Below are 26,168 nucleotides of genomic sequence, written 5' to 3' on the forward strand. Positions count from 1 at the left end.
AAAAAGAAAAGTCTCTAACTGTTGATATAATATATGAAAAAGTATCCAATTCCGGCAAATGAAGAAGGCCGAATGAAAAAACTGGAGTATTTTGGTCTTTTAAACCTCGAAAAAGATCCCCAGTTAGACATTTTTGCCGAAACAGCATGTCTGGTGACAGACTGCCCGGCAGGTCTTATTGCCATGATGGAAAGCGAAACCCAGACCATCCAAAGCTGTGTGGGGATTGCTCTTGATTTTGTAGAAAGGAAAAATACGGTATGCCAATATTCTATCGCCAGTGGCGACGTTGTCATTATCAACGATACTTTATTAGACGAAAGGTCTTCTGATAACGCAATTATTCTTGCCGGAGGAATCCGTTTTTATGCAGGAGTACCTCTTATTGATGATGAAGGATTCGCATTAGGAACTATCTGTGTTATTGATTATAAACCTAAGACAATCACAGATGATCAGATTTCAACCCTAAAAAAAATAGGAGCAGCGATCACAAAAGTTATTATGGGAAAAAGGAAAAACATCCAGGCTGAGTATTTTCAGCAGACTTTTACCATTTCCAATAATCTGATCTGTGTTCTGGATAAAGATTTCTCAATGAAAGATGTTAATCCGGCATTTGAGAAGACCTTTCAAATGGATAAAAGTCAGATTCTTAATCAGAATTTCCTGGACCTTATGGGAAATCATAATTCCCAGCTGCAATTACTTTCCAAAAATCTTCCCGATACCAATGAAGAGGTTACATTTACCACTTCCACAAAGACAGATGATACCCAAACCATCATTATTGAATGGTATCTAAAGCTCAATCAGGATCACTCAGAGATTTTCTGTTTTGGAATAAATATTACTCATCGAATCGAAGAAAAACTTAAACTGGAAAGCTCTGAGCGCCGTTTCAGAAGCTTCTTCGAAAATGCCATAGGCCTGATGAGTATGCATGATATGGAAGGAAATATCATTGCTGTCAATGAAAAAGGCAGAGAAACCCTGCAATATTCTGCCGAAGAGGTGGAAAAGTTGAATTTAAAAGACCTTGTTCCTAAAAAAAACTGGCCACTTCTTGAGCAGTATCTCGAAAGAATCAATAAAAACCAGGAAGATTTCGGAACCATGATCCTGAGAACAAAAGGAGGTGAAGATATGATCTGGATGTATCACAATCTTGTGGAGATCAATAAAGAAGGAAATCCTTATGTTGTGAGCACCGCCCTGAATGTTACTGAACGGGTAAGCCTGGAAAAAGATCTTGTTCATACCAAAAAGATGTTGGAACAAACAAGTGCCGTGGCCCAGGTTGGAGGATGGGAAGTTAACCTGAAAAACAATACTGTTCTCTGGTCACAATCTACCAGAGAAATTCATAAAATAGATAAAAATTTCCAGCCTGATTTTGACAATGCGCTGGGTTTCTACAGTGAAAAAAGCCGTGAAAAGCTGGAATCCTTATTCGAAAAGGCTATAAAAGAATGCGTTCCTTACGATGAAGAATTACAGCTTATACAGAATGACGGTGCGATGATCTGGGTAAGGGTAAAAGGGATTCCGGAATTTGAAGATGGAGTGTGCACCAGAGTCTACGGAATCATTCAGAATATTGATACGTTCAAAAACATCTATCTTGAACTGGCCAAAAAAGAGGCTATGCTGCAGTCTTTTGTAAAGTATGTACCTTCTACGGTAGCCATGTTTGACAAAAACCTTAATTATCTTTCTGTAAGCAAAAGCTGGAAAGATGAGTTTCAGATGAATGACATCAGGCTTATTGGTGAAAATATGTTTAAAATATCTCCCAATGTTCCGGATGAAAGAATAAAGATTTACCAGGATGCACTGGCAGGAAAAGCCTACAAAAATGAAGATATGGTAATAGAAGTTCCGGGTAAAGGAATCATTCAGCATTACAGCGTAGAAGTCACGCCATGGTATCTTTCCAATAATGTTATCGGAGGAATTATTGTTTCTGCACAAAATATTACAGCCTCTGTAAGAATCAATAAAGAACTACAAAATGCCAAGAAAATGGCAGACATTGCCAGCAAAGCAAAATCTGAATTCCTGGCCAACATGAGCCATGAGATCCGAACCCCACTAAATGGTGTTATTGGCTTTTCCGACCTTCTTTTAAAAACTCCATTGAATGAGATACAGACTCAATATCTTAATTATATCAATGAATCAGGAGAGAATTTATTGAATATCATCAATGATATCCTTGATTTTTCTAAGGTAGAATCCGGAAAAATGGACCTTATCGTAGACAAATCCAATATTTATGATATGGTAAGCCAGGTTATCAATGTCATTCTTTACCAGTCACAGAAAAAAAATATAGAATTACTGCTGAATATAGAACCGGGACTTCCTGAAACGATCTGGCTGGATGAATCAAGGCTGAAACAAATTTTGATCAACCTTCTTGGAAATGCCGTGAAATTTACAACGCAGGGAGAAATAGAACTTAAAGTAGAAAAACTGAATCTGGACAGCAAAAATATCAAACTCAGATTTTCCGTAAGAGATACCGGAATTGGAATTCCTAAGGAAAAACAACAGCATATTTTCAATGCTTTTACCCAGGAAAACAGCTCTATCAGCAAACGATACGGAGGAACAGGCCTCGGATTGACCATTTCCAATAATATTCTGAAATATATGGGAAGCAGCCTGTCGTTGGTGAGTGAACTTCATAATGGGTCTGTGTTCTATTTTGACATAGAAGTTCCGTATGAAATGTCTGATCACCGTGAGGAGGACGACCTGAAAATAAATAAGGTACTTATCGTAGATGATAACGAAGCCAACAGGATTATTATTCAGCACATGCTTGCATATAAAAATATAGATTCAAAGCTTGCTGCCAATGGAATGGAAGCGCTCCAGATATTACTTGCAGGAGAGCGTTTTGATGTCATTCTGATGGATTATCATATGCCTATTATTTCCGGACTTGAAACCATAGAAAAAATCAAGGAACTATTTAACAAACAACATGAATCTTCTCCTCTGATTATTCTTCACACATCTTCTGAGGAACATGATGTCATCAATTCTTTCCGCCAGGAAAACAATTCCTACTTCCTGCTGAAACCTATCAAGTCAGAAGAGCTCTATAAAGCATTAAGACGGGCTGTAAAAAATACTGAAAAGGAGATCACCAATATCACACAACCGGAGGCAGAAACCTCTATACTGATGCAGGCGCCGCAGGTTTTACTTGTAGATGACAACCCTGTCAATATGGTTCTTAACCATAAAATGATGCGTTCTCTGATTCCGGATGCAGAGCTTACGGAAGCTACGGACGGACTTCAGGCTGTCTTACAGTGTAAAGAGAAAATATTCAATATCATTTTAATGGATGTTCAGATGCCGGTAATGGATGGTATTGAAGCTACCAAACAAATCCGCTTACTGCCGGAATATGCCGATGTTCCAATTATTGGTGTAACTGCAGGTAATGTTCTGGGGGAAAAAGAAAAGTGTCTGGATTCCGGGATGAATGACTTCCTTCCGAAACCTTTAAGACAGGCTGATCTACTGGAAATGCTAAAGAAGTATATCATTAATGAAGATAATATCTCTGCTGAAGATTCTAGCAGTGAGGGAAATTACCTTGATATAAATCTCCTGAATGAACAAATAGGTGACGATGACGAGGATTTCAGAAAAATATTCCTGAACCTTGTGGTAGATCAACTTACTCAGGCTGAAGAAAATATCAGAAAAAGTACCGCAGAAAAAGACAGTGACCATCTGAAATTGATTCTTCACAAGCTTAAAGGAACAGCAGGAACAGCAGGACTGATAAAGCTTACTGAACGTACTGCCGGCTGGGAAAACAAAGCAGATCCTAACATGGATTTTATTTCCATGGAAAATGAAATTATCCAAGAGATAACAACAGGATTACAATTAATTAAAAATCTAATACAATAAAAAACTAAAATTATGCTGATTCTAATCGCCGAAGACGACGAACTGATTCTAAAAACGATTGAACATAAATTATTAAAAGAAGGGCACGAAGTAATCCTCACCCGAAACGGTAAAGATGCTATTGAAACCCTTAAAACAAGAGACGTAGATCTGGCTATCACCGATATTATGATGCCGTTTGCCTCTGGAATTGAAATACTTTCTGCCATTAAGACCATGGGCAAGCAGATCCCGGTGATCATGCTTTCCAGCATGGGACAGGAAGAAGTTGTACTGAATGCTTTCGACCTTGGAGCAGCCGATTTTATCGTGAAACCATTCAGTCCCAATGAATTGACATTAAGAATAAAAAGATTTTCTTTAAAATAAACTACAACCATGTTTCTCACCACTTCTGTGCATTTTCTCTTTCTTGTTTTTCTGGGAATGCTATCTTTAGTACTCTTTCTGATCATAATTGTACTGATCTATAGTTTTTATCAGTACAGAGAATCCGTCCAGATTTTCAAATGGTCTGAAGTAATCAATAAAAAAATCTCAGAAGTGATTGTCTATGGCGAAGAAGACAGGTCTGCAGATACTGATTTTTCAGCAGCTTCCGCTAGTCCTTCATTCAGAAATCTATTCCTTCAGAAACTGGCAGAATCCGAGAAAAAATTCTCCGGAGCTGCCCAGAGTAAACTCAAAGACTTATTTCAGGAATATGGACTTCAGGAAGAAGCGTTGAAAAAACTGAATCAAAAAAAAGAACACATCATTGCTGGAGGAATACAGGAACTTACAGCGATGCAAGTGGAAGAAGCATTGCCAAAAATTTCTACATTTTTAACTCATCATTCAGCTCAGGTATATCAGGAGGCCCAATATGCGATGGTTAACTTTAAAGGATTCGAAGGTCTTCATTTCCTGAACAGCATTTCCTCCAAAATATCAGAATGGCAACAGCTTCGTTTGCTTATTTCCATCACCCATGTTCCTGAGAACTCAGGTGATAGTATTAAAAAATGGATGGAAAGTTCTAATGATTCCGTAGTCATTTTTACCCTTAAACTTTTAAGAAAATTTCAGATATTATCTCTGTACCCTACAGTAACCGGTCTGTTGGGCCATTCTTCTGTTGATATAAGAATACAGGCAGTACAAACATTATTATCTCTGGAAAATTCTTCTACCATTGCTCATCTTATGGAAACGTATCCGCATCAGCCGAATGAAGTACAGAAAGAGATTCTCAAAATCATGAAAAAGTCAAAAGACCAATTCAGTACAGATTTTCTGAAAAATCAATTATTGAACAATGCTGATACAGGGATAAAAGTTTATGCCGCAGAAGCTTTGTGTGCTTTGGATAAACAGGAATACCTGACAGAAATATCCCAGGATGAAACCTCTTCCGAAGAATTAGTTCAAATTATTAAATACGCATTACAGGAAAAAGTATGTTAGAATTCTCACACATCATCTATGAAGTCGTTATTTGGCTGTTTTTGGTTTACGGAACAGCGGTAACCCTTATCTATGGCTGGATAGGAATTTATGCGCTTGGCGCTGTATTGCGATACAAAAAAGAAAATACATTTACGGACTACAGTATTATTGCAGCAAATCCCAATGCTCCCGTATTCAGCGTTATTGCTCCTGCATACAATGAAGGGATGACCATTGTGGAAAATGTGCGTTCACTCTTATCTCTTTACTATCATAATCTGGAAATTATCATTGTTAATGATGGAAGTAAGGATGATTCCATTCAAAAGCTTATCGAAGCTTATGAACTTGAGTCTGTCGCTTATTTTATTCAGGGAAAAATAGAAACCAATGCGGTAAGAGGAGTGTATAAAAGTAAAAATCCGGCCTTTAAAAAACTGATTGTTGTTGATAAAGAAAACGGAGGAAAAGCTGATGCTTTAAATGTTGGCGTCAATATTTCTTCCGGTGAATATCTGGTTTGCATTGATGTGGACTGTATCCTCGAGCAGGATTCGATTTTAAAGCTCGCAAAACCAATGCTGGAGCAAACTGATAAAAAGTTCATCGCCTGTGGTGGAGTAATTCGTCTGGCTAACAACTGTGTCATTGAAAATGGAAAAGTAGTAAGCGTCAATATGCCGAAAACCCTTTTGGGAAGAACACAGGCATTGGAGTATATCAGAGCTTTTGTACTGGGGCGTATGGCATGGTCCAGAGCTTCAGGATTGATCCTGATCTCCGGTGCTTTTGGTGTATTTGACAGAAAAATTGTGCTGGCATGCGGCGGTTATGATAAAAATACAGTGGGAGAAGACATGGAGCTGGTGGTAAGAATGAGAAAGTACATGGAAGAAAGAAATGAACCTTACGAAGTACTTACCATTCCGGATCCTCTGTGCTGGACAGAAGTTCCCGAATCCAAAGATATTCTCAGAAAACAGCGAAACAGATGGATGCGCGGTACCATGGAAACCCTTTGGAAACACAGAAAAATGATGTTCAATCCGAAGTATAAAAAACTGGGAATGATCAGCCTTCCGTATTGGTTCTTCTTTGAATTTCTGGGTCCGCTCATCGAATTTTCAGGATATATTATCTTCATCCTCTTTTTATTGCTGGGAATCATCAACTGGCCGTTCTTTATCATTCTTTTTGCCCTGGTGATTTCAATGGGGTTCCTGTATTCTATCTACGCGATATTGGTAGATCTCGTAAGCCATCAGGTCTATACCAAAAGAAAAGACTTCCTTAGATTGATTGTTACCGCTTTTTCCGAACCTTTTTATTTTCATCCTATTGTGGTAAAAGCAGGGGTTAACGGATTTATAGATTATTTCAAAAAATCCCATGGCTGGGGCGAAATGACGAGACAAGGTTTCAATCAAAGCACACAGCATTTACCTCTGAAAGAAAGAATATATGCAATTCTTCAGGCAGGACTCAAAAAATGGGGAATACTGGCATTGGCTTTCTTTGCTTTATTCTTAATAGGAGTGACCGCAGAATCTCTATGGTATCACTATACCTTTCCAAAATTTGAAACATCAGCCATTATTGGCCGTCTTTTCGTTGAAAACATTTTATTTGCATTACAACTGACATTCTGTGTTGGAATTATATATCTTATCATTAATTTTATCAAAGAAGGCTGGGCAAGAATCCTGGGAATGTTAACCCTGGTTATTGTGGCCGTTACACAGTATATCTTATTCCTATATTTTTCTGAAAGCCGTAACATACTGGGCGCAGATCTTTTATATTACAGCAAAGAGGAGATGAAGCAGATTTTGCAGGCCAGCGGAATGCTTAACTTCAAAAACTTTGCATTACTGGGAATTTTAATCACAGCTTCTTTTGTTCCTATATGGATTGCAGGCAGAACAGCCTTAAAATCAATCTATCCGGGATTGGTTATCTTCGTTTTCGGGTTAGCAGCATTCTTTATTCCTTCCAATATAATGGGAGCAAAAATTTTGAGCTCTGAGAGTGAGTTTAATCAAAATGCGGCAAAAAGCAAATGGGCTTATTTCTTCAAATCCAACGAAGAAAATTTCATCAGCGATCATCCGGAACTAGCCGAATTACTGAATGAAAATGAAGATTTTACTACCAATGCTGAAATGATCAATAAAAACTTTCCGTTCTGGAGAAAAGAAAACACACAGGATTTCTTAGGATCCTATATTAACAGATCTGAGAAAATTCCTAATCTTGTTTTTCTTGTGATGGAAGGTTTCGGGCATGCCTACACCTCACCAAAAGGATATATCGGTAACTTTACGCCGTATCTTGATTCTTTATCCAATAAAGGATTATACTGGGAAAACAGTTTAAGCTCAGCAGGAAGAACGTTTGGCGCATTACCATCATTGACGGGATCACTTCCTTTCGGAAAGAACGGTTTCCTGGAAATAGAAAAAACACCGGAAAATTTCAATCTTTATAATATCCTGAAAGCGAATGGTTTTGAAACAGGATTTTATTACGGAGGTCATGTATCATTTGACCGCTACCGCGAGTTTCTGGAGTACAGCGGGGTAGATCATATCGTAGATGAAGCTTCATTCAGCAGCCCTTACCGTAAACTTCCTGCCAACAACGGAGAAAGCTGGGGGTATGAAGACCAGGCTGTTTTAGATAAAATGCAACAGCAGCAAAAATTACAGAATCGTCCTTACTTCAATATAATACTTACGCTTTCAACGCACAATCCTTTTTTAATTAACAATAAGGGATATTATGAAAAGTTGTACAACCAAAGACTTAATTCCGGGACTTTAACTTCAGGGCAGAAAAAATGGGCAGCTGCGCACAAAGACCAGCTCATTTCTGTATTGAATGCTGATGATGCTTTGAAAGGTTTCTTTGAAAATTACAGCAAACGTCCGGATTTCAAAAACACTATTTTTGTCATTACAGGGGATCACAGTATGCCTGAAATCACATTGGAATCTAAAATTGACAGGTTCCACGTACCACTGTTAATCTATTCACCCTTATTAAAAGAATCAAAACGTTTTCACAAAACAGTAAGTCATTTTGATATTGCACCTTCAATTCTGGCGTACTACAGAAATAATTATAAAATCAATACACCTTCTACTGTAACATGGGTTGGAAGAGGCTTTTCTGCAGATTCTGAAATCAGCAAGGCTGGAATTCCTATGATGCAGAGTAAAAACCAACTTATTGATTTTGTATCTGAGAAGTATTATATTCATGACGGACAGCTTTTCACCCTTAAAGACATGGAAGAAAATGCCTACAATGATGCAGCAACCATGAGTAAAATCAATGGCAGGTTCAATCAGTATAAAAATATGAATACTCAGTTTTATTCCACGAAAAAACTGATGCCGGATTCGGTAATGGTCAACTTTAAGAAAAAAACAAAGTCAAAGTTTTAAAACTTTCGGGTATAGCCTAAAGTAATGTCAAACTGATTTCCTTTCTCACCCGGACGGAACTCCTGGTTATAATACATCGTTCCTACAGAAAAAAGATTGACGGAGCGGTAAGAAAAATTATACTCAGCACCTACTTTAAAGGTTTTAAGCTTAAAAGTCTCATTTTCCAGAAGGTTATTCCGGTATTCTTCCGGGCTTATTCCTGTTCCGATCTGAAAAGCAAAATAGTCCTGAGCTCCTTTGGTATAATAACGCACCGTTCCTGTATAGGAATGTGAAATGTTTTTACTGTCGGGAGTGATATAAGTACGAAGATTGAACCAGAAATTTTTATAATATTTCCCTACAGCCGCAGTATACATCCAGATACTGTTGCTGAAATGAAGCTGACGGTAACCCAACTCAGCCTCAAAACTATGAGGAAGATTGGCATTCAGGGAAACTCCGGTACGGTATTTCGGAAACAGCCCTACATCATCAGAATAACCTCCGCCAACATATAAATAGAACATTTTGGAAAGTCTTGGGTATGCTTCCAACTCAATCTGTGTACCGCCCTGGGCAAACTTGTTCGCATAGTTACCACGAAGAATTACAGATCCAATAGGGGTAATCCTTTTGTAACTTACACCCACGATATGCCAGTCGTCATCAAACTGTTTGTCAAAATGGGAATAATTGTAAATAATGCCCACAGCATTTTTAGAAGACAAATCCTTTATCCTTACTGCAAGAGCCCTAGCTTCAGTATTTTTTGGATTAACAGATAGGAGAGTGGTTACTGCTTGGTCAGCTTCCTCATAATCATCCATTCCAAAATATACTTTTGCTTTCAGCAGCAGTAAAGCCTCAGATTTTGAATGATAAGAAAGTCCTTTATCTATGATTTCAATAGCCTTTGTATTCTGATCATTCCAGTATTCCAGAGAAGCATAGGCCAGAAAATAATCTTCATCCTGAACCTCTCTTTTTCCGAGATCTTCAAACACAGCTCTTGCTGCTGCCAAATCTTTGTTCCAGGTATATAACCTTCCCAAAAACACGGAAATATCAGTATAATTGGGAGCTTTTTCCAATGCCTCTTTTGCCAGGGCAATAGATGTAACATAATCTTTCTGCTCAAAAGCAGTGGTACGGGCTTTAACGAACAGTTCATCAGCAGTAAGATTCTGCTGGCTATATAGGGTAATGGGAAAAAGTAATGCTAATAAAAAGGTCGGATATCTTTTCATCGAAGTTTATTATTAATGAGCTACATCTGGTATCACAAATATATTGAACTTTTATCTCTCAACCCAGAGATTATTCATCAAAACTTATTTTTTTGAGATTATTTTTTCTTAAAATATCAAATAATAGATATTTATAATGGAATAATTATTGTCGTAATTAAAAAGAATTGATTTTTTAAAAACCTTTATCATGAAAATAGCAACCTATAATGTGAACGGAATCAACGGAAGGCTTCCTGTTTTACTGAAATGGCTGAAGGAAGCTTCACCGGATATTGTCTGCCTGCAGGAATTAAAAGCTCCACAGGAACGCTTTCCAGTCCAGGAAATCAATAACGCAGGATACCAGGCCATATGGAACGGACAGAAAAGCTGGAACGGAGTAGCCATACTGGCAAAAAACAGAGAAATAACTGAAGTACAAAGATCTTTACCAGGTGATATGGAAGATGTTCAGAGCCGTTATATAGAAGCTATTATTGATCAAATGGTCATCTGCTGTTTGTATCTTCCCAATGGAAATCCTTATCCCGGACCTAAATTTGATTATAAATTATCATGGATCAAACGTTTTAAAAGACGAACCAACCAACTCATCAAAATGGAACTTCCCGCTATACTGATCGGTGATTTCAATATTATACCGGAACCTATTGATGTTTATAAGCCTGAACGTTGGGAAAATGATGCGCTATACAGAACAGAAGTAAGAAAAGCATTTAAAGATCTTCAGAAAAAAGGCTGGCTTGATTCTCTGCGAAGTCTTTATCCTGATGAGAAAATATATACCTTCTGGGATTATCTGTATAAAGCTTACGATCGTAATGCAGGAATGAGGCTTGATCATATTTTATTAAGTCCTTATCTCCAGCCCAGACTGGCTTCCGGTGGAGTAGACAGCCATGTACGGGGTTGGGAAAAAAGCAGTGATCATGCTCCCGTATGGATTGAACTATCGGATCATAATTAGTAAGGAGTCCATGTATAATATACTCCCGCGAAAAATCAGGAGTATATTATATAATAAGTATTTAAATATTAAGATTGCTTGCGGCGACGGCCAGAAACCTTTTTATCAAGATCTCTGATATCCTGTCTCAGTTCACGGAACATCTCTTTAAAATTATAGCTCTCATAATCACCCGGCTCAAAATCTTCCGGGAAAATCCCTGAAGCGTACTGCCAGATTTCCACTACTTCTTCAAAAGGAATATCATACGGTTCATAAAATGAATTGTCAGCACTTACACAGATTGCATTTTCTTTTCTTTCTTTAAAACGCTTGTAGGTAATCCCGTCATTTAAAGTGACAAAAACATAGGTTTTACCCTGTTTCAGTTCATTGATCCCCTCTACGTATTTTCCTACAATATAAGATCCGTTCCTGAATGGAGGCATAGAATCCCCATCTGCAGGAAATGCTCTGTATTTCCCATTGGTAAGAAAGGGAAGAGCAATGCGCTGAAGACTTTCGATGTAGTCTATATCGCTATAACCTTCCAGATAACCCATTGAAGCCTTCTGAGGTATAATTTCTATCGTATCATTTCCATGATTATCTACCGCCACCGGAAGTACAATTCTGTTATCCGGAAGCTTTAGCATTTCATCTATCGGATGCTTCTCAATATCTACAGACAGCATAAGATCAATACTTACATGGAAATATTTTGAGATTTTTACCAGCAGCTCAATTGGAGGTTCAGAAATTCCGTTTTCATATTTTGAATACCGGACTCTTGAAATCAATAATTCATCGGCTACATTTTGTTGGGAGAGCTTTCTCCTGGCTCTTAAAAAGCGTATATTATTTGAAAAAACTGACATTGATATAAGGTTGTCAGCAAAAATACAAAATTTGATTCCGTTATCAATAAACTGAACGGTTTTTACGACAAGAAGAACACAAATTTTATCCCCTTCATATCTTTTTCGGGAAAATCACTCTTTTTGTGTACTTCAAATAACCATTTTCACTTTACCTAAGGCTATTTAAAGACACATTACAAAGGCATTATTTATTTTTGAAAAATAAATACCAATAAAGACAATTTAATGCATAAATAATAACTCCAAACTCCACAAATTGAGTTATCATTTTTAACTTTTAGAAAATCAATCACATATAAGTGAAAACCATATTTTTATTAAAACACACTTATATTAATGAAATATTAAATAATAAAAACATATAATTAATTTATTGAAAATAATTTACAATTGTAAAGTTATTATTCATATATTCGTGATGTAATAATCATATAAAATTATAGTTATGAAAAACTTAAAAAAATTAGACAGAAACGAATTAAAAGCTATTTCAGGTAACGGATTACTGGATCCAATCGGCGGTCTTCTAGGTGGACTAGGAGGAGTAGTTGGTGGAGTAGTAGGCGGTGTAGGAACTATCGTTGGTGGTGTTGTTGGTGGTGTAGGATCTACAGTAGGTGGAGTAGTAGGCGGTGTAAGCACTGTTGTAACTAACGCTTTATGCCAAACACAATGTGTTGTTAATGGTGTAATCCACATCAAATTACTTGAGTGCGGTTCTACTTGCTAATCAGCAGGAAAATTAACAGTAAAAAATCAGACCGCTCTTTTTAGGGCGGTTTTTTTATATCCCTGTGAAAGAATAAAATCAATATACATCCATTTTCAGTTCTTAGATTTATTGACATTCTTTTCAATGAATTATAATAAAGCAACACCTGCATTACTATTTCAGCCGGTGTGAAAACAACAATATAAATCCATCTTATTTCTGCAGTTATCAGTAATGAATAACTGCAGATTTTTTTTTAGGTTATCCATTCAAAATCAGTCTTGGAATGGAAATTATTGCTGGTGATTTTCCCCTGTTTATGTATACAAAAATTAATCAAAAAAAAGTAAAAAAAAGAGGTGTAAATTTTTAATACGACGAGTTTTGTCGCTGTGCGCCAGTACCTTTGTATTAGAGATAAGATAAAGAATCCCGGGAAATTAATTGTCTTACTAAACCAATTTTAACCTTAAAATAACTTTTTTAATTATGTGTAAAAAACAACTAATAATCATTTTTCTCCTTTTATTTTGCATTTCCTATGCGCAGAATGAATTTACCACCATCTGGAAGCCCAATGCAAACGGTGTTATCGATCATTCCATAAGGTTTGGTGGCACAGGAACCGATTACACCATTCTATGGGAAGAAGTAGGATATCCTGAGCATAACGGGATGTTTGATTATTTAACCTCTAGCAGCAATGAACCTCTACTCATCTATTTTGGGCCATCATTCCATCCAGATCCTCTGCAGGCCACTTACCAATTAAAAGCATTCAGCGGTAACGGATTATTTTACGGATTCAGGGCCAATACTGAGATCATGCCTCAGGGTGGAAATCAGGAACTCATAGAACTTAGCCAGTGGGGAAATACGACATGGCTTCAGCAATTCGACAGAGCATTCGCCAACTGTCCCAATCTTAACGTAACGGCTGCAGATACTCCTGATTTAACACAGATAACCAGTTTATCACAAATGTTCCTTAACTGTTCATCTTTGACAGGCCACACTTCGTTTTCTTACTGGAATCCATTCCGTATTACAGACATGAGTGGTATGTTCAGCGGAGCGACTCTGTTTAATCAGAATATTGGAAACTGGGATACAGCCAAAGTAACCAATTTTAGCGGCATGTTTTCTTCTGCTTCTTCTTTCAATCAGGATATTTCTGCCTGGAACACGATGTCCGGAACTGATTTCTCTTCCATGTTTGCAGATGCCACAGCTTTCAACCAGCCATTAAATTCATGGAATACTGAAAACGCGACTAATTTCCGCTATACATTTTATAATGCATCTGCATTTAATCAGCCACTTCATAACTGGAATACAGGTAAAGTGACAGATTTTGAGCATATGTTTGAAAATGCAGTATCATTCAATCAGCCCATCGGAAACTGGGATGTAAGTAAGGTTGATTATTTCGCCGGATTTAATATGTTTGCAGGTGCTTCGCATTTTGACCAGGATATTTCTTCATGGAATATCAAGCTTCAGAACTTCAGCTGGAATTCAATGTATTTCGGATTTAAAAATGTCGGTTTATCATGTACGAATTACAGCAATTTTCTCATCGCTCTGAATACTAATTCTACATGGGCGAACTCAACAATAACGTCCGGAACTATAGATGCAACAGGATTGGTTTATTCTTCACCGCAAGCGATGCTGGCCAGAGCCCAGCTGATCAACAAAGGGTTTAATATTATTGGAGATTCCTATATTTCCGGTTGCTTTCTGTCAACAAGAGAAGCTTCCCCAAAAACAAAAACTTCCGCTTATCCTAATCCAACGACAGGAGTGATCAATGTGGAATCCTCAGTAGATGAAAATGTTTATTTATATGATAATAACGGTATCCTCATTAAGAATATATTGTTTAGAAAAGGGAAAAACACCGTCGATCTGACTGAATATCCTTCAGGAGACTATATCTTTAAAGGCGATACTTTTTTCAATAAAGTCACCAAGCAATAGTAGAACAGCCGAAAGGTTAGCTATTTAAACTCTGCTCCAAAATCTAAGGATTTTGGAGCTTTATGGTTTACCTCATTTTATATAGAGATAACTGTCTTATATTTGTATAAACTAAGCATAACCAAGTTTAAACTAAGAATTGAATTCCAATATATTAAATAACAATTATGAAAAAAACTATTACATTTTTTACTATTCTTTTATCGATAGTATATATTCAGGCTCAAGAGAATATTGATTTATTGACTTACGAAAACACTCAGGATATTAATTTTTTTAACACTGTTAAAAATGGCACCCAAGTTAAGGAATATATAACAACGAGTAAAAATAGTGTGAAGGTAGGCGATACTTTAATCTTAGGATCTCCCACCTCAGAAGAACTCAATACAAGGACTTATTCTGGAAGTTATGGAAATAAAGCAAGAGGGGGTATTTCACAATCAAGAAGCACTTCCAAAAAAACTTATGAATTTATACAGATGGGAAGACCTGCTGGATTTGGAAGTATTATGTCCGCTATGGGTGGTGAAGCACAGAATATGGCAGATAACAGCTTCAAAAATACTAAAGTTATTGTCAGAGAAATAAAAACATATCACAGAGGAAGTAAAAATAAACCTTTGTATGTAGTGATGGTTTTGGGAGAAATAAATGATAGAGCTTTTGGAATCAATAAATATTTAAGCGTCATGGATACGGAATTAGGAATTGAATCTGGCGAAATTCTTTTGAAAAACAGAAAAATGACCAGAGATGAAGCGATTGCAAAACTAAAGGAGGCAAAAGAACTAGTGGAAATTGATATGATGAGTAAAGAAAAGTTTGAAGAATTAAAAAAAGAACTGGCTCCGATTATTAACAATAATAACTAAGAACAGGATTTACTTTGGTAAAGCTTTAACCCCTTAAAAAACAAATTATCAAGAATTAGTGGTAATAAACAGTAAATTAAATTATCAAATCTCAGTAAAAATTGTTAAGTCCGCTACATGGACTAATTACGAATTCAACAATAACATCCGGAACCAGAGATGCTGGTAGGTCAGCCGAAAAGCCGCTTATAAATTAAGCTCCAAAATCCTTAAATTTTGGAGCTTTTTATGTAAAAAATCAAAAAAACATTAGCATCATTACAAATTTTATATGAACACAATCCGTAAATTTGAGTCTTAACTGATATCCATGATAAAAAAGTACTTACTCTTTCTTTTAGTTTTCACTTCAGCAACGTTTTCACTGCTTGCCCAGAACTACGAAAGATATAAAATGCTAAAAGACACCACATTAAACCCAACAAGTCTTGGATTTGAGAAGAAAATTTCCGTAATCGTTCCCATAGAATGGCAAAAGAAATCCAGGAACAAATTCCCATTAATTATTGTATTTGACAGGCAAAATAAAAGAAGTAATCATTATATTCTCAATACCATTGATTATTTAACAAGTAATGAACAAATTCCTTCATCAATCATAATAAGCGTTGAATCAGAACAAAGATACCGCTACCTTGAAACACAGTATAAAATTTCTGACCCAAACGGCCTTGCAATGGAGAATGAAAAATTTATTTTTGAACAACTCATCCCGTTAGCCGAAAGAGAGTACAAAGCCTCTGCTTTCAGAGTGTTAATTGGCCATTCAAGATATGGGTATTTTACAACCTCATTATGGAATTCAAGAATAAAAGATTTGAATGCCATTATCTCTATGAGCCCATTTTTTACTCAGAAAAATGTTGATTTAACAGATTCTATAAGTGAATTTGGTAAACGCTCTTTTCATACAAAAAAATATTACCGCTATGGAATCGGAAACGATTATCCTGAAGATTTCATGAAGATGGATTCAGTAATTAAAAAAATTAACAATCCTTTTCTGGATATGAAAGGATATGAATTTAAAAAAGCAGATCATAATGCAACGCCGGGTTTACTTATTAATACAGCTCTTTACGAAATATTTGAAGATTGGTCTGCCAGTCAGTCGAAGTATATTTCCAATAAGCAAACAGATTTGAGCATTAAATCATTATTGGATAAAGAAATCCTGTCCAATTATGGTGTTCAGCTAAATTTTTCCTTGGGTATTTTAAATGGAAAAGGGTGGTTTTTTTATAATGAAAAGCAATATGACAAAGCTATTCAGGCCTGGAAAATCCTCACAGATTCTTATCCAAATTTTTCAGAGGCTTATTTAAATATTATAAAGGCTAAAATCTTACTACAACAGGATTACTCTGCAACTGTCAAAGAATTCAATATTTCATTAGCAAATTCTGAATTTTATAAAGAAAAGGAAAAGAGGGATTTGGAAATGGAATTGCATGAAATAGTTAAATAAACGGATTTAATACGTGTAAAATCGAAAAATGTTAACGAAATTGCACAAATTCTATAACCAGAAATGAGCGAGAATTCAATGACAGAGAAATTTCCAACCATAAACAGCACTTTATCACCTGATCAACTGGGTCAACTTATCCAAGAAAAATATGGACTAACCGACAACACGAAATGCAGTATATTTCGGCTTGCCATGAACCATTTATACATTGTTCATGATGGTGAAAACAAATACGTCTTTAGAGTGTACACCCATCATTGGCGAACTCCATTAGAAATTCAGGAAGAAGTAAGACTTCTCAATCATCTGAAAGGAGCAGACCGACAAATTGCTTTTCCTATAGCTGATCAATCCAATCAGTTTATACAGGAAATTGAAGCTCCGGAAGGCACACGATTTGGTGTTTTATTTTCATATGCCAAAGGCATAAAGACCGCAAAATTCTCACCCGAAACAAGCTTTCTGATTGGACAAGCATTAGCTAAAGTTCATCAATCAACAGAAAATATCGAGCTGATGAGAATGTCCTATAATGCTCAAAATCTACTTAAGAATCCGGTTTTAAGAACCAAAGAGTTTTATCATCAAAATAGCAGCGAAATTGAATTTTTGGAAAGTCTCTCCGATTTTTTAACGCTAAAAATGGAAAATGCTGACCAACAGCACATGAGATATGGAGCGGTTCATCTTGATGTGTGGTTTGACAATCTGCACATCGGCGATGAAAAAGAAGTAACCTTTTTTGACTTTGATTTTTGTGGCAACGGTTATTTATGCTATGATATTTCTTATTTTTTATTTCAGCTATTTACAACCCATCTGAACGAAGAGGAATACCAAGTAAAAGCAGACAGTTTTATAAAAGGTTACGAGACCATAACTGAAATTACTCCCGAAGAGAAAAAGCTTTTGCCTTTCGCATGTCTGGCCATTATGAACTATTATATAAGTGTTCAGTGCGACAGATTTGAATATTGGACCAATATTTTCCTGAATGAAGATCATTTAAAAAGAATGGTGGGGAATCTCAAACGATGGATTGCTTATCATAAAATTGAGCTAAAATAATGACAGGAAAAGACCTCATTTGCATTATAATTTAGAAAATCACACAACATGAAATCAGTTTAGAATCATTAATGAATTCATTCTTTGATACAAATAATATCATAAAACAATTATAACTAAGTAATAGTATGACCAACAACTTCCCGGTTATTTTAACAAATGAAAAAGGTAATGGAAAAAAGCCTGAATTTCGAAATGCTCTGTTTAATTTAGACAAAAGTACTATCAGCAATGACAATGTGGAACATCTGATCACTATTTATAACTCAGCAAAACAATTAGATATTCGAAATAAAGTATTGAAATTGCTTTATGACTTTACTTATCCATTACTGAAGGATTTTTTCATGAATGCTTATAAGAAAGAACGTTATTTGGATATGAAAATATATGCCTTACGCGGACTTTCAAATTTTATTGAGGAAAAGGAAATCACTCAGCTTTTAAAAAAATTTAACCAATCATTGGCTAAAAGACACCAAACAACGCCCTATAACTTTCAGGAATATGAACTTTTAAAAGGAGGAAATGCTTTGCCTTATTTAGCTGAAAAATTTGGGTATCCTTGTTTTAAAGAAACATTAGAACAAGTAAACAGACAATACGATGCAATGCCGGATGCTTTTAAAGGACATTATAGAATTGATGAAAATGGAGACATCAAAATGCTGAAAAGCCCGGGAGAATCTAAAGCAATGATGGACAGATTCTGGGAAGAGGAGAGGAGCAAGCTAAAATAATTTCTTTAATTTTTTTTATGATCTCTTAACAATCCAATCAGCGAAATAAATTTTATATTAGCGGCATAATAACCATTTAAAATTCAGAAATTAAATACAAAAAATATGAGAAACACTATTTATACATTGTTATTATTATTTTTATTCACGGGCGTTAATGCTCAGGAATATGCAAAATTAATAAGTGAAGCTGATCAATTATATCAAGCAAAAGACTATAAAATGTCTGCTGATGTATATGATAAAGCTTTTAAAATCGAAAGTGAAAATCCAAGTCACTTATACAATGGCGCATGCTCATCTTCTTTGGCCGGAAATACAACAAAAGCATTTAAATGGCTGAACTTATCTATAGAAAAAGGTTGGACCAATCTAAAGCACTTAAAGTCTGATACTGATTTGGATAATTTACATTCAAAAAAAGAGTGGGGGAAAACAGTTGAAAAGTTAGAAAAAAAAATAGCGGCCATAGAAGCTAATTATGACAAACCATTGCAGGCTGAATTACTGGCAATTCTTGAGGAAGACCAAAAATATAGAGTTCAAATGAATGAAACTCAAAAAAAATTCGGTCCAAATTCTAAAGAAATGAATGATCTTTGGAAAATCACCAATCAGAAAGACTCCATTAATCTATTAAAAGTAAAAAAAATACTGGATGAAAAAGGCTGGGTTGGCAAAGACAAAGTAGGCGCACAAGCCAATAGTGCATTATTTCTTGTCATTCAACATTCAGATCTGGAAACGCAAAAAAAATATTTGCCGATGATGAAAGAAGCAGTAACCAAAGGAAATGCAAGTCCAGGTTCTTTAGCTTTGTTAATTGACAGAATAGAAATCCGGGAAGGCAGAAAACAAATATACGGAAGTCAGATAGGAATCAATCAAAGTAATAATACTTACTATATTTTGCCTTTAACTGATCCTGATAATGTAGATAAAAGGAGAACTGAAGTTGGCTTAGAGCCAATCTCTAACTACGTTAAAAATTGGAATTTAGTTTGGGACGTTGAAAAGTATAAAAGAGAATTACCTGAATTAGAAAAATTAAATAAAACTAAATAAATAGAAAAACTATTGCTAACAGCAGTTTGTAAAAATGACGGGTTAAGGCTTACTTTAAAAATATCCTAATCCGTCATTTATTATGTAGGCTTTAAAATGTAAGAGACCAATTGTGGGACTGACAAATTTCTGGATTTAAGGGTTTGAAAATCTGATGCAATAATCGAGAAGGTAAAATATTGAAATCTAAGATGTTTTGTGATTCTTTGAAATCAAAATAATATACAATTTAACATAATATAAATTATAGGATTTTTCATGTATCCCCAAAATAGAGTATTAACCTCCTTAGAATCCCCTATATTCAATATTTTCCAGCCAAATACATTATAACGGTTTCTAAGAACTTTTCTTTGCTTATAAAACAATCCTGAGAATTTCCAGATTTCTCTCATTCTCAAATTACTGAAAAACATTTTATGATTTGCGCTATACACTGTTGGGTTATTTTAATCAGGATTTGTTGTACAGAGAAAAAATGATCGGCATATCCATAAGAATAAAAATATACAGATAAAATCCGTCTCTTTGCCCTGTACGATTTTTTTTACTTCATATTCTTCTACAAGTCCATCCGGCTCTTCATCATCCTCTGAGTTTTCTTTAAAGGGCGTGAAAATCCAATTTTCAAAAAAATATTGACTGTACGGCAATTTTAACTTTTGAGAAAGGAAAAATCTTTCTGAGTCAATGGTTTGAAAGAAATTTGTAGTGGAAATTAACCCTTGTCAAGGTTCAGAATCTTGACAAGGGTCTCTTGCGACCTTCCAATCTTTAATCATATTTGACCCTTTTATATTATGTTAAATTAATCAACGGAATACAAAATCTTGCCTCATGGCAGTTTTTATTCCATAAAAACAAAATACCTTTATCCTAACCAAAAATAAAATAATATGAAACCTAAAATGATCTGGGCCAATCTGGCTGTAGCCAACCTTGAACGCACCCAGAAATTCTATACAGAACTGGGATTCAAGCCTAATAATCCGCATACTTCCAATGAACTGGTTAGTTTTTTTATGGCTGGAAATGAATTCATTATTCACTTTTTCTTAAAAAATGTCATAGAAAACAACCTGAAAAGCATGAAATTCGGAGATCCTCAAAGCTCTAATGAAATGATATTTACCCTTTCCGCTGAAAGTAAAAACCAGGTAAATGAATGGGCTGAAGAAGTAAGAAATGCCGGTGGAACCATTGTTTCAGAACCTGAAAGTTTTGGAGAAAACTACTATGGTTTTGTATTTGCAGATCCGGATGGACACAAGTTCAACGTATTTTTTATGTAAATTTTCAAAATATTTTTTCCTTATATTTGACATTCAACAGATCATTATGAACCGCTCGAACTGCCTGCCTCCTCCGGCATTTTAATATTTTCAATTTAATTGAAGCGTACTCATGTCGTTAACGTATTAACGATCGGGTTTGTCGTGCTTCACATTCTGACAAAAATATTAATTCCAATTTTACAGTTCATTCTCTAATGAAAAAATCATATTTATTATTACATCTGGCCGTAATTCTGGCTGGATTTACAGGTGTATTCGGGAAACTAATCACTCTTAACGAAGGTTTGCTGGTCTGGTACAGACTCCTCTTCTCCTCTATTATTCTGTTCTTTATTGTAAAACTCTTGAGGATCCCAACGGATATTCCTTTCCGGGGAAAAATTCAGATCTCAAAAGCGGGCTTACTGCTTACCTTGCACTGGCTTCTTTTTTATGCCAGTATAAAATATGCCAACATATCCATTGGCGTGGTATGCTACTGCCTGACAAGTTTTTTCACAGCAGTATTCAAACCTGTTATTGACAAGGAAAAATTCAAGCTTTCAGAATTACTTCTCAGTACGCTGACCATCGTGGGAATCAGTTTGATATTTCATTTTGACACTTCCTATCAGCTTGGGATTGTATTAGGTGTCTTTTCATCGGCATTCGGGGCTTTGTATACGATTTATAACAAACGCCTTGTGAGTCATTTTGATACCAAAGTCATCAACTATTATCAGATGATAGCCGGTACTTTATGCTGGGGAGCGTTTTTGCCCGTATATCTCCTCTATTTTCAGTCAGATAGCATAGTTCCTGACTTAAAAAACACGGCTTATTTGGGCATTTTATCACTTTTTTGTACCGTTGGCTTATATGTGATGTTTGCAGAGGTTTTGAAGAAAATTCCTGCTTTTACCGTCAATTTAACATACAATCTGGAGCCTGTGTATGCTATTATTATGGCGTTCTTATTTTTCGGAGAAAGCAAAGAAGTGAATCTTTCATTTTATATAGGATTGGCGTTTATTATTGCTTCTGTGGTTTTGCAGACAGTAATTTCTGTTAGGAAAACAAAATAATAATCAAAGCTTTTTAAAACAAAACCGGACACTTAAGTTAGTTTAAGTGTCCGGTTTTATATAATAGTTTTAAGTTTATTATCCATTCAAACCCAAACTGTTATACAGCTGTACCTGCCATATTCCCAATACTTCTTTGAGCATCACAAAAGTAAAAGCCGCATTATAGCTGTTTGGAAATACAGTGATTTCAGTATCTATAAAATCTGAAGCTTGTGGAACAGGGTTTAATCCAAAAGTCCGAAACAAAGCAACAGACCTTTTCATATGAAACCCGGAAGTAACCAGATATACATCAGAAGGAGCCAGCTGCTTCAGGATCTTACTGGAATATTTTGCGTTTTCATACGTATTCATGCTTTTATCTTCTTTAATGATATCAGCCTCTGCTACTCCCATGCTTTTAAAATTTTCACTGAATAATTCGGCTTCACTTTTATGGCCTCTTCCCTTTCCGGAGATTACTATTTTACAAGGCAGATTATTTTGCCTGTATTCATGATATAACTGATAAGCCGTTACCATTCTGGAATAAGACAGTGTATGCAGCTTTTCTGTGTGCTCAAAATCTACAACACCACCGCCCAATACAACGATAACGGGATTTTGAGGAGCGGTTTTTTTACTCACAACCGTACTCACGTAATTTTCCTGCAGATATCTGGAAGTCAGTTTTCCCAGAAAACCATTGCCTATAAAAATGATCATTAAAACTGCAAAAATGCCAACTCCTATTCTCAGATTTTTGCCTTTGTTCTTTCTCTTGAGCAAAGCAATGATAACTATTGCAAGAAATACTAAAAAGTAAGGTTCTGTAAAAAGCTGTACAACACGAAATAAAAGGTCTAATAAAAATTTCATCTTCAAAAAATATTGATTAATGTATAGAAAACATCAGATCTGCAAAGGTAGGCATTTCCTGAATATTGCCTTCCTGACTGCGTTTCAATGACTTGAAGCTATTTCATGTTTCTATAAAGAATCATAACAGTAAACAGCCTGTTGATTTTGTTTTTGAAAGTCTTTAGCATGATTTTCCGAAAACATTTAGATATAAAAAAGTGGCCAAGATTATTTATAGGCAGAAATTTCTGGTATCCTTAGCTTTTCCGCTTACCACATAAGTTTTAATATTTCTACAAAATATATTTTAAATAATAATTATTAAGTTATAATAGCAATTTTGTTTCATTTTCCTTTTGATTTATACAATTATTTTATACATTTGCAAACAACACACCTTTTAGTGTGTTAACAACAATAAAAAATACCTACCCCAGTGAAAAAGCAGAAAAGTATTGCCGTTTTGATGACCGTACTCCATATATTTTTGGAAAGGCATTTTTGTAAAGGAAAAAGCAAAACGTCTTCATCAGGAATAAAGAAACGGTCCCTGCTTTAAAAAACTGAAAACAAACCTGATATTTTTACCATAGAAATCAAAGAATACAAAATTTCCTGAAGAAAACCTGCATTTCCGATTAACAATTTTATTTTTAAATCAAAAAAAAAGAGTTCACACTGGTCAATTTCCGGACTGTATTTATTACAGAACGTTAACAGATTTATTGTTAAAATTAATATTACCTCAATGAAATATGGTTGTAAAAAAAGTACATTTGTCTTGTAACTTTAATACAATCAATGAAATGTCAACAGTTCTCAAAACATTTGTAGCTTATCTTAAAAGACCTGCTCTCTATCCTGAACTGGGCAGAAAAATCATTAAAAATACGGTAAGCAGAAGAAGCCCATTCAAGGGAAAAGCAAAAACCAATTCCTGGGCTGCCTCCATAGCTGTTTCCCAAAAAGAAGCAGTCGCCAGACTTTTCTCTATGAATACCGATCATTTCAGATCTACCTATGCTGATATCCTGGAGAAAGCCAGTTTAAAAGAAAATGAATGCCCTATTACCATGGGTGGACCTGGCGCTCTGGAGCTTATTTATTATGCCTGCGAATTTACCAAAGCACAACACGTTTTGGAAACAGGTGTGGCTTATGGATGGTCTTCCTTAGCGATATTGCTTTCGCTTCAAAAGAGAAATGGTACACTCTATAGTTCAGATATGCCTTATCTTGCTCAGGATGGTGATCATTATGTAGGATATGTTGTTCCGGAAAACCTTACAAAATATTGGCAGCTATTCCGTTTTGCAGACAGAGAATCCTTACCAAAGATTTTTAAAAAAGCTTCCTCTTTTGATGTTTTCCACTATGATTCTGACAAAAGTTACCACGGAAGAATGTGGGCTTATCAAAAAATGTATAAAAGATTGAAGCCTGGTGCTGTGTTTATTAGTGACGATATTGGTGATAATTCTGCTTATCAGGATTTTTGTGCTAAAAAAAATATAGAGACTACTGTGGTAGAATACAATGGAAAATATATCGGTGTTTTTATAAAATAAATAAAATATCATAAGAACTAGCCATTGATAATTCTTAAACCATTAAGAATAGATAAGTAATTAAGAATATTAAGAGAATATCTAAAGACATTCTTGAAGCACAACACTTCATTCAAATTTATTTAAATCTTAACTTTACTTAAAGCCTTAAGTCATACTTAATGGTTCAAAAAAATAATCTCCCGCTGATCACACAGATATCACAGATTATTATTCTAAAAAGATCTGCTCAATCTCCAACTGCGAGAGACCATCATCCGCTTCATTAGGCAAGTTCACTTGCCTATCCTTTGCTCCCTCAAAATATAAAATCCTTCATTTCAAAACTTTGCGTTAATAAGATAATTTTAAACCATTAAGAATAGTAAATTATTAAGAACAATCATGAGGAAATTATACAGGAGATTCTTCATTACATTGCATTTCATTCAGAATGACATTTTTGAGACAGTCTCAGAAAACACAACGCTTCATTCAAATCTATTTGAATCTTAACTTTACTTAAAACCTTAAGTCCGCCTTAATGGTTCAAAAAAATAATCTCCCGCTGATCACACAGATATCACAAATTATTACTTTAAAAAGATCTGCGTAATCTCCAAAATCTGCGAGCGACCATCATCCGCTTCATCAGGCAAGTTCACTTGCCCATCCTTTGCTTCCTCAAAATATAAAATCCTTCAATTCAAAACTTTACGTTTAATTTAATATTAATAAAATTTCCCGCTGATCACACAGATATCACAGATTATTATTCTAAAAAAATCTGCTCAATCTCCAAAATCTGCGAGAAACCATCAAAAAATCATACTGACCCCTCATAATCCACTTCCCTTTCCAAAATAATCTGGTTTCTGCTTACCGTAACCAATATTTTATCTCCTGCCTTAAAACCACATTGCTGCACCCACTTCCCTGCTATTCTTATTTCGGGGAAGTAGACTATTTTGCCATACGCTCTTGAAAATGATTTGAGGAAAACCGTAAGGTAACGATTGTTCAGTTCATTATATTTGCTGCTGTTCATTCTTCTTTTTCTTTTCATATGTGTTATTTTTCTACAAATGAAAGGATAATAAGAAGGATAAACCATCCCAGGAAAGGATATTTTATTCTGAAAGAAGGATATTTTAGAATAGTATTTATTTTAAAACAGCGCTTTATTTTTTTGATCTAAAGCTTTATATTTGTTATTATGAGTTACACAGATATGCAAAATAAAAAAATACACCAAGGTAGAAATATAAAGCGTTTCCGCGAAATGCTGGGAATTAAACAGGAAGCATTGGCTTTTGAACTTGGCGACGACTGGAACCAAAAGAAAATCTCCCTTTTAGAACAAAAAGAAACCGTAGAATCTGATATTCTGGCGCAGGTAGCTCAAATCTTGAAAGTTCCTGCAGAAGCGATTGAGAATTTTGATGAGGAGCAGGCGGTGAATATTATTTCTAATACGTTCAATGATCAATCGAATGGTTATAACTATTATCCTAATTTCAATTTCAATCCTCTTGATAAAATGGTTGAGCTTTATGAGCGTATGCTTCAGCAGCAGAAAGAGATGATTGAGAAGTTGGAAAAGTTGATTGATAGAAAGTAATAA

Annotated in this window: 20 protein-coding genes; 16 read left to right on the plus strand and 4 right to left on the minus strand. The window is 35.3% G+C overall.

Features of this window, described 5'->3' with window-relative positions; genetic code table 11:
• The first annotated feature begins 33 nt into the window (after positions 1-33).
• From J2786_RS06055 to J2786_RS06070, 4 genes are read left to right on the plus strand one after another with little or no spacing between them, the layout of a single operon-like run.
• Complete coding sequence (locus J2786_RS06055; RefSeq protein ID WP_047430270.1) at positions 34-3,942, plus strand: response regulator; 3,909 nt, start codon at positions 34-36, stop codon at positions 3,940-3,942.
• 12 nt (positions 3,943-3,954) lie between these two features.
• Entirely contained in the window at positions 3,955-4,311 is a 357-nt protein-coding gene (locus J2786_RS06060; protein WP_047430267.1) for a response regulator transcription factor, read from the plus strand.
• Between the two features lie 9 nt (positions 4,312-4,320).
• On the plus strand, positions 4,321-5,388 hold the full coding sequence (locus tag J2786_RS06065; protein ID WP_047430264.1) for a HEAT repeat domain-containing protein: 1,068 nt from the start codon (positions 4,321-4,323) through the stop codon (positions 5,386-5,388).
• The gene (locus J2786_RS06070) at positions 5,382-8,819 is read left to right on the plus strand and encodes a sulfatase-like hydrolase/transferase (RefSeq protein WP_047430260.1); all 3,438 of its coding nucleotides are present in this window, start codon (positions 5,382-5,384) and stop codon (positions 8,817-8,819) included. Before J2786_RS06065 ends, J2786_RS06070 begins: the two co-directional genes overlap by 7 nt.
• Here J2786_RS06070 and J2786_RS06075 read toward each other — a convergent pair.
• A complete protein-coding gene (locus J2786_RS06075) occupies positions 8,816-10,051 on the minus strand; it encodes a YaiO family outer membrane beta-barrel protein (protein WP_047430257.1) in 1,236 nt (411 codons plus the stop codon). The two genes, J2786_RS06070 and J2786_RS06075, sit on opposite strands and share 4 nt — an antisense overlap.
• Before the next feature lie 190 nt (positions 10,052-10,241).
• Between J2786_RS06075 and xth the strand changes: the two genes are divergently transcribed.
• Positions 10,242-11,021 carry an exodeoxyribonuclease III gene (gene xth, locus J2786_RS06080; RefSeq protein WP_047430254.1) on the plus strand — a complete coding sequence of 260 codons (780 nt, stop codon included), beginning with the start codon at positions 10,242-10,244 and terminating at the stop codon, positions 11,019-11,021.
• A 68-nt stretch (positions 11,022-11,089) separates the two neighbouring features.
• Here the strand turns inward: xth and J2786_RS06085 are convergent, their stop codons facing one another.
• Positions 11,090-11,878: an XRE family transcriptional regulator gene (locus tag J2786_RS06085; RefSeq protein WP_047430251.1), complete on the minus strand. Its 789-nt coding sequence runs from the start codon at positions 11,876-11,878 to the stop codon at positions 11,090-11,092.
• Positions 11,879-12,326: 448 nt separating this feature from the next.
• Between J2786_RS06085 and J2786_RS06090 the strand changes: the two genes are divergently transcribed.
• The 9 genes from J2786_RS06090 (at position 12,327) to J2786_RS06130 (ending at position 22,154) form a co-directional block, all read left to right on the plus strand.
• A complete protein-coding gene (locus J2786_RS06090) occupies positions 12,327-12,611 on the plus strand; it encodes a bacteriocin-like protein (RefSeq protein ID WP_047430248.1) in 285 nt (94 codons plus the stop codon).
• 471 nt (positions 12,612-13,082) lie between these two features.
• Positions 13,083-14,576: a BspA family leucine-rich repeat surface protein gene (locus tag J2786_RS06095; RefSeq protein ID WP_052186956.1), complete on the plus strand. Its 1,494-nt coding sequence runs from the start codon at positions 13,083-13,085 to the stop codon at positions 14,574-14,576.
• Between the two features lie 167 nt (positions 14,577-14,743).
• A complete protein-coding gene (locus tag J2786_RS06100; RefSeq protein ID WP_047430245.1) occupies positions 14,744-15,451 on the plus strand; it encodes a hypothetical protein in 708 nt (235 codons plus the stop codon).
• 310 nt (positions 15,452-15,761) lie between these two features.
• On the plus strand, positions 15,762-16,919 hold the full coding sequence (locus J2786_RS06105; protein WP_047430242.1) for an alpha/beta hydrolase-fold protein: 1,158 nt from the start codon (positions 15,762-15,764) through the stop codon (positions 16,917-16,919).
• Positions 16,920-17,114: 195 nt separating this feature from the next.
• Complete coding sequence (locus tag J2786_RS06110; RefSeq protein WP_310024296.1) at positions 17,115-17,990, plus strand: phosphotransferase; 876 nt, start codon at positions 17,115-17,117, stop codon at positions 17,988-17,990.
• Positions 17,991-18,118: 128 nt separating this feature from the next.
• Complete coding sequence (locus J2786_RS06115) at positions 18,119-18,730, plus strand: hypothetical protein (RefSeq protein ID WP_047430240.1); 612 nt, start codon at positions 18,119-18,121, stop codon at positions 18,728-18,730.
• Between the two features lie 105 nt (positions 18,731-18,835).
• Complete coding sequence (locus J2786_RS06120) at positions 18,836-19,795, plus strand: DUF6624 domain-containing protein (protein ID WP_047430238.1); 960 nt, start codon at positions 18,836-18,838, stop codon at positions 19,793-19,795.
• A gap of 896 nt (positions 19,796-20,691) precedes the next feature.
• Entirely contained in the window at positions 20,692-21,087 is a 396-nt protein-coding gene (locus J2786_RS06125; RefSeq protein ID WP_047430228.1) for a VOC family protein, read from the plus strand.
• Between the two features lie 197 nt (positions 21,088-21,284).
• On the plus strand, positions 21,285-22,154 hold the full coding sequence (locus tag J2786_RS06130; protein WP_047430225.1) for a DMT family transporter: 870 nt from the start codon (positions 21,285-21,287) through the stop codon (positions 22,152-22,154).
• A 78-nt stretch (positions 22,155-22,232) separates the two neighbouring features.
• On the opposite strand, the gene J2786_RS06135 is transcribed toward J2786_RS06130, so the two are convergent.
• On the minus strand, positions 22,233-23,015 hold the full coding sequence (locus J2786_RS06135) for a YdcF family protein (protein WP_047430222.1): 783 nt from the start codon (positions 23,013-23,015) through the stop codon (positions 22,233-22,235).
• Positions 23,016-23,803: 788 nt separating this feature from the next.
• On the opposite strand from J2786_RS06135, the gene J2786_RS06140 reads away from it, so the two are divergent.
• Positions 23,804-24,565, plus strand: coding sequence for an O-methyltransferase (locus tag J2786_RS06140; protein WP_047430220.1), 762 nt, complete (start codon positions 23,804-23,806; stop codon positions 24,563-24,565).
• 805 nt (positions 24,566-25,370) lie between these two features.
• Here the strand turns inward: J2786_RS06140 and J2786_RS06145 are convergent.
• Positions 25,371-25,610, minus strand: a complete 240-nt coding sequence (locus J2786_RS06145) for a SymE family type I addiction module toxin (RefSeq protein ID WP_034697863.1) — start codon at positions 25,608-25,610, stop codon at positions 25,371-25,373.
• A 150-nt stretch (positions 25,611-25,760) separates the two neighbouring features.
• Between J2786_RS06145 and J2786_RS06150 the strand changes: the two genes are divergently transcribed.
• Entirely contained in the window at positions 25,761-26,165 is a 405-nt protein-coding gene (locus J2786_RS06150; protein ID WP_047430216.1) for a helix-turn-helix transcriptional regulator, read from the plus strand.
• Positions 26,166-26,168 lie beyond the last annotated feature (3 nt).

This window comes from Chryseobacterium vietnamense, assembly GCF_031454475.1.
Classification (GTDB): Bacteria; Bacteroidota; Bacteroidia; order Flavobacteriales; family Weeksellaceae; genus Chryseobacterium; species Chryseobacterium vietnamense.

Excerpts from the sequence above, each read along its gene's own strand:
- J2786_RS06055 (WP_047430270.1), top strand. The coding sequence starts at position 34 with ATGAAAAAGTATCCAATTCCGGCAAATGAAGAAGGCCGAATGAAAAAA.
- J2786_RS06060 (WP_047430267.1), top strand. The coding sequence starts at position 3,955 with ATGCTGATTCTAATCGCCGAAGACGACGAACTGATTCTAAAAACGATT.
- J2786_RS06065 (WP_047430264.1), top strand. The coding sequence starts at position 4,321 with ATGTTTCTCACCACTTCTGTGCATTTTCTCTTTCTTGTTTTTCTGGGA.
- J2786_RS06070 (WP_047430260.1), top strand. The coding sequence starts at position 5,382 with ATGTTAGAATTCTCACACATCATCTATGAAGTCGTTATTTGGCTGTTT.
- J2786_RS06075 (WP_047430257.1), bottom strand. The coding sequence starts at position 10,051 with ATGAAAAGATATCCGACCTTTTTATTAGCATTACTTTTTCCCATTACC.
- xth (WP_047430254.1), top strand. The coding sequence starts at position 10,242 with ATGAAAATAGCAACCTATAATGTGAACGGAATCAACGGAAGGCTTCCT.
- J2786_RS06085 (WP_047430251.1), bottom strand. The coding sequence starts at position 11,878 with ATGTCAGTTTTTTCAAATAATATACGCTTTTTAAGAGCCAGGAGAAAG.
- J2786_RS06090 (WP_047430248.1), top strand. The coding sequence starts at position 12,327 with ATGAAAAACTTAAAAAAATTAGACAGAAACGAATTAAAAGCTATTTCA.
- J2786_RS06095 (WP_052186956.1), top strand. The coding sequence starts at position 13,083 with ATGTGTAAAAAACAACTAATAATCATTTTTCTCCTTTTATTTTGCATT.
- J2786_RS06100 (WP_047430245.1), top strand. The coding sequence starts at position 14,744 with ATGAAAAAAACTATTACATTTTTTACTATTCTTTTATCGATAGTATAT.
- J2786_RS06105 (WP_047430242.1), top strand. The coding sequence starts at position 15,762 with ATGATAAAAAAGTACTTACTCTTTCTTTTAGTTTTCACTTCAGCAACG.
- J2786_RS06110 (WP_310024296.1), top strand. The coding sequence starts at position 17,115 with ATGAACCATTTATACATTGTTCATGATGGTGAAAACAAATACGTCTTT.
- J2786_RS06115 (WP_047430240.1), top strand. The coding sequence starts at position 18,119 with ATGACCAACAACTTCCCGGTTATTTTAACAAATGAAAAAGGTAATGGA.
- J2786_RS06120 (WP_047430238.1), top strand. The coding sequence starts at position 18,836 with ATGAGAAACACTATTTATACATTGTTATTATTATTTTTATTCACGGGC.
- J2786_RS06125 (WP_047430228.1), top strand. The coding sequence starts at position 20,692 with ATGAAACCTAAAATGATCTGGGCCAATCTGGCTGTAGCCAACCTTGAA.
- J2786_RS06130 (WP_047430225.1), top strand. The coding sequence starts at position 21,285 with ATGAAAAAATCATATTTATTATTACATCTGGCCGTAATTCTGGCTGGA.
- J2786_RS06135 (WP_047430222.1), bottom strand. The coding sequence starts at position 23,015 with ATGAAATTTTTATTAGACCTTTTATTTCGTGTTGTACAGCTTTTTACA.
- J2786_RS06140 (WP_047430220.1), top strand. The coding sequence starts at position 23,804 with ATGTCAACAGTTCTCAAAACATTTGTAGCTTATCTTAAAAGACCTGCT.
- J2786_RS06145 (WP_034697863.1), bottom strand. The coding sequence starts at position 25,610 with ATGAAAAGAAAAAGAAGAATGAACAGCAGCAAATATAATGAACTGAAC.
- J2786_RS06150 (WP_047430216.1), top strand. The coding sequence starts at position 25,761 with ATGAGTTACACAGATATGCAAAATAAAAAAATACACCAAGGTAGAAAT.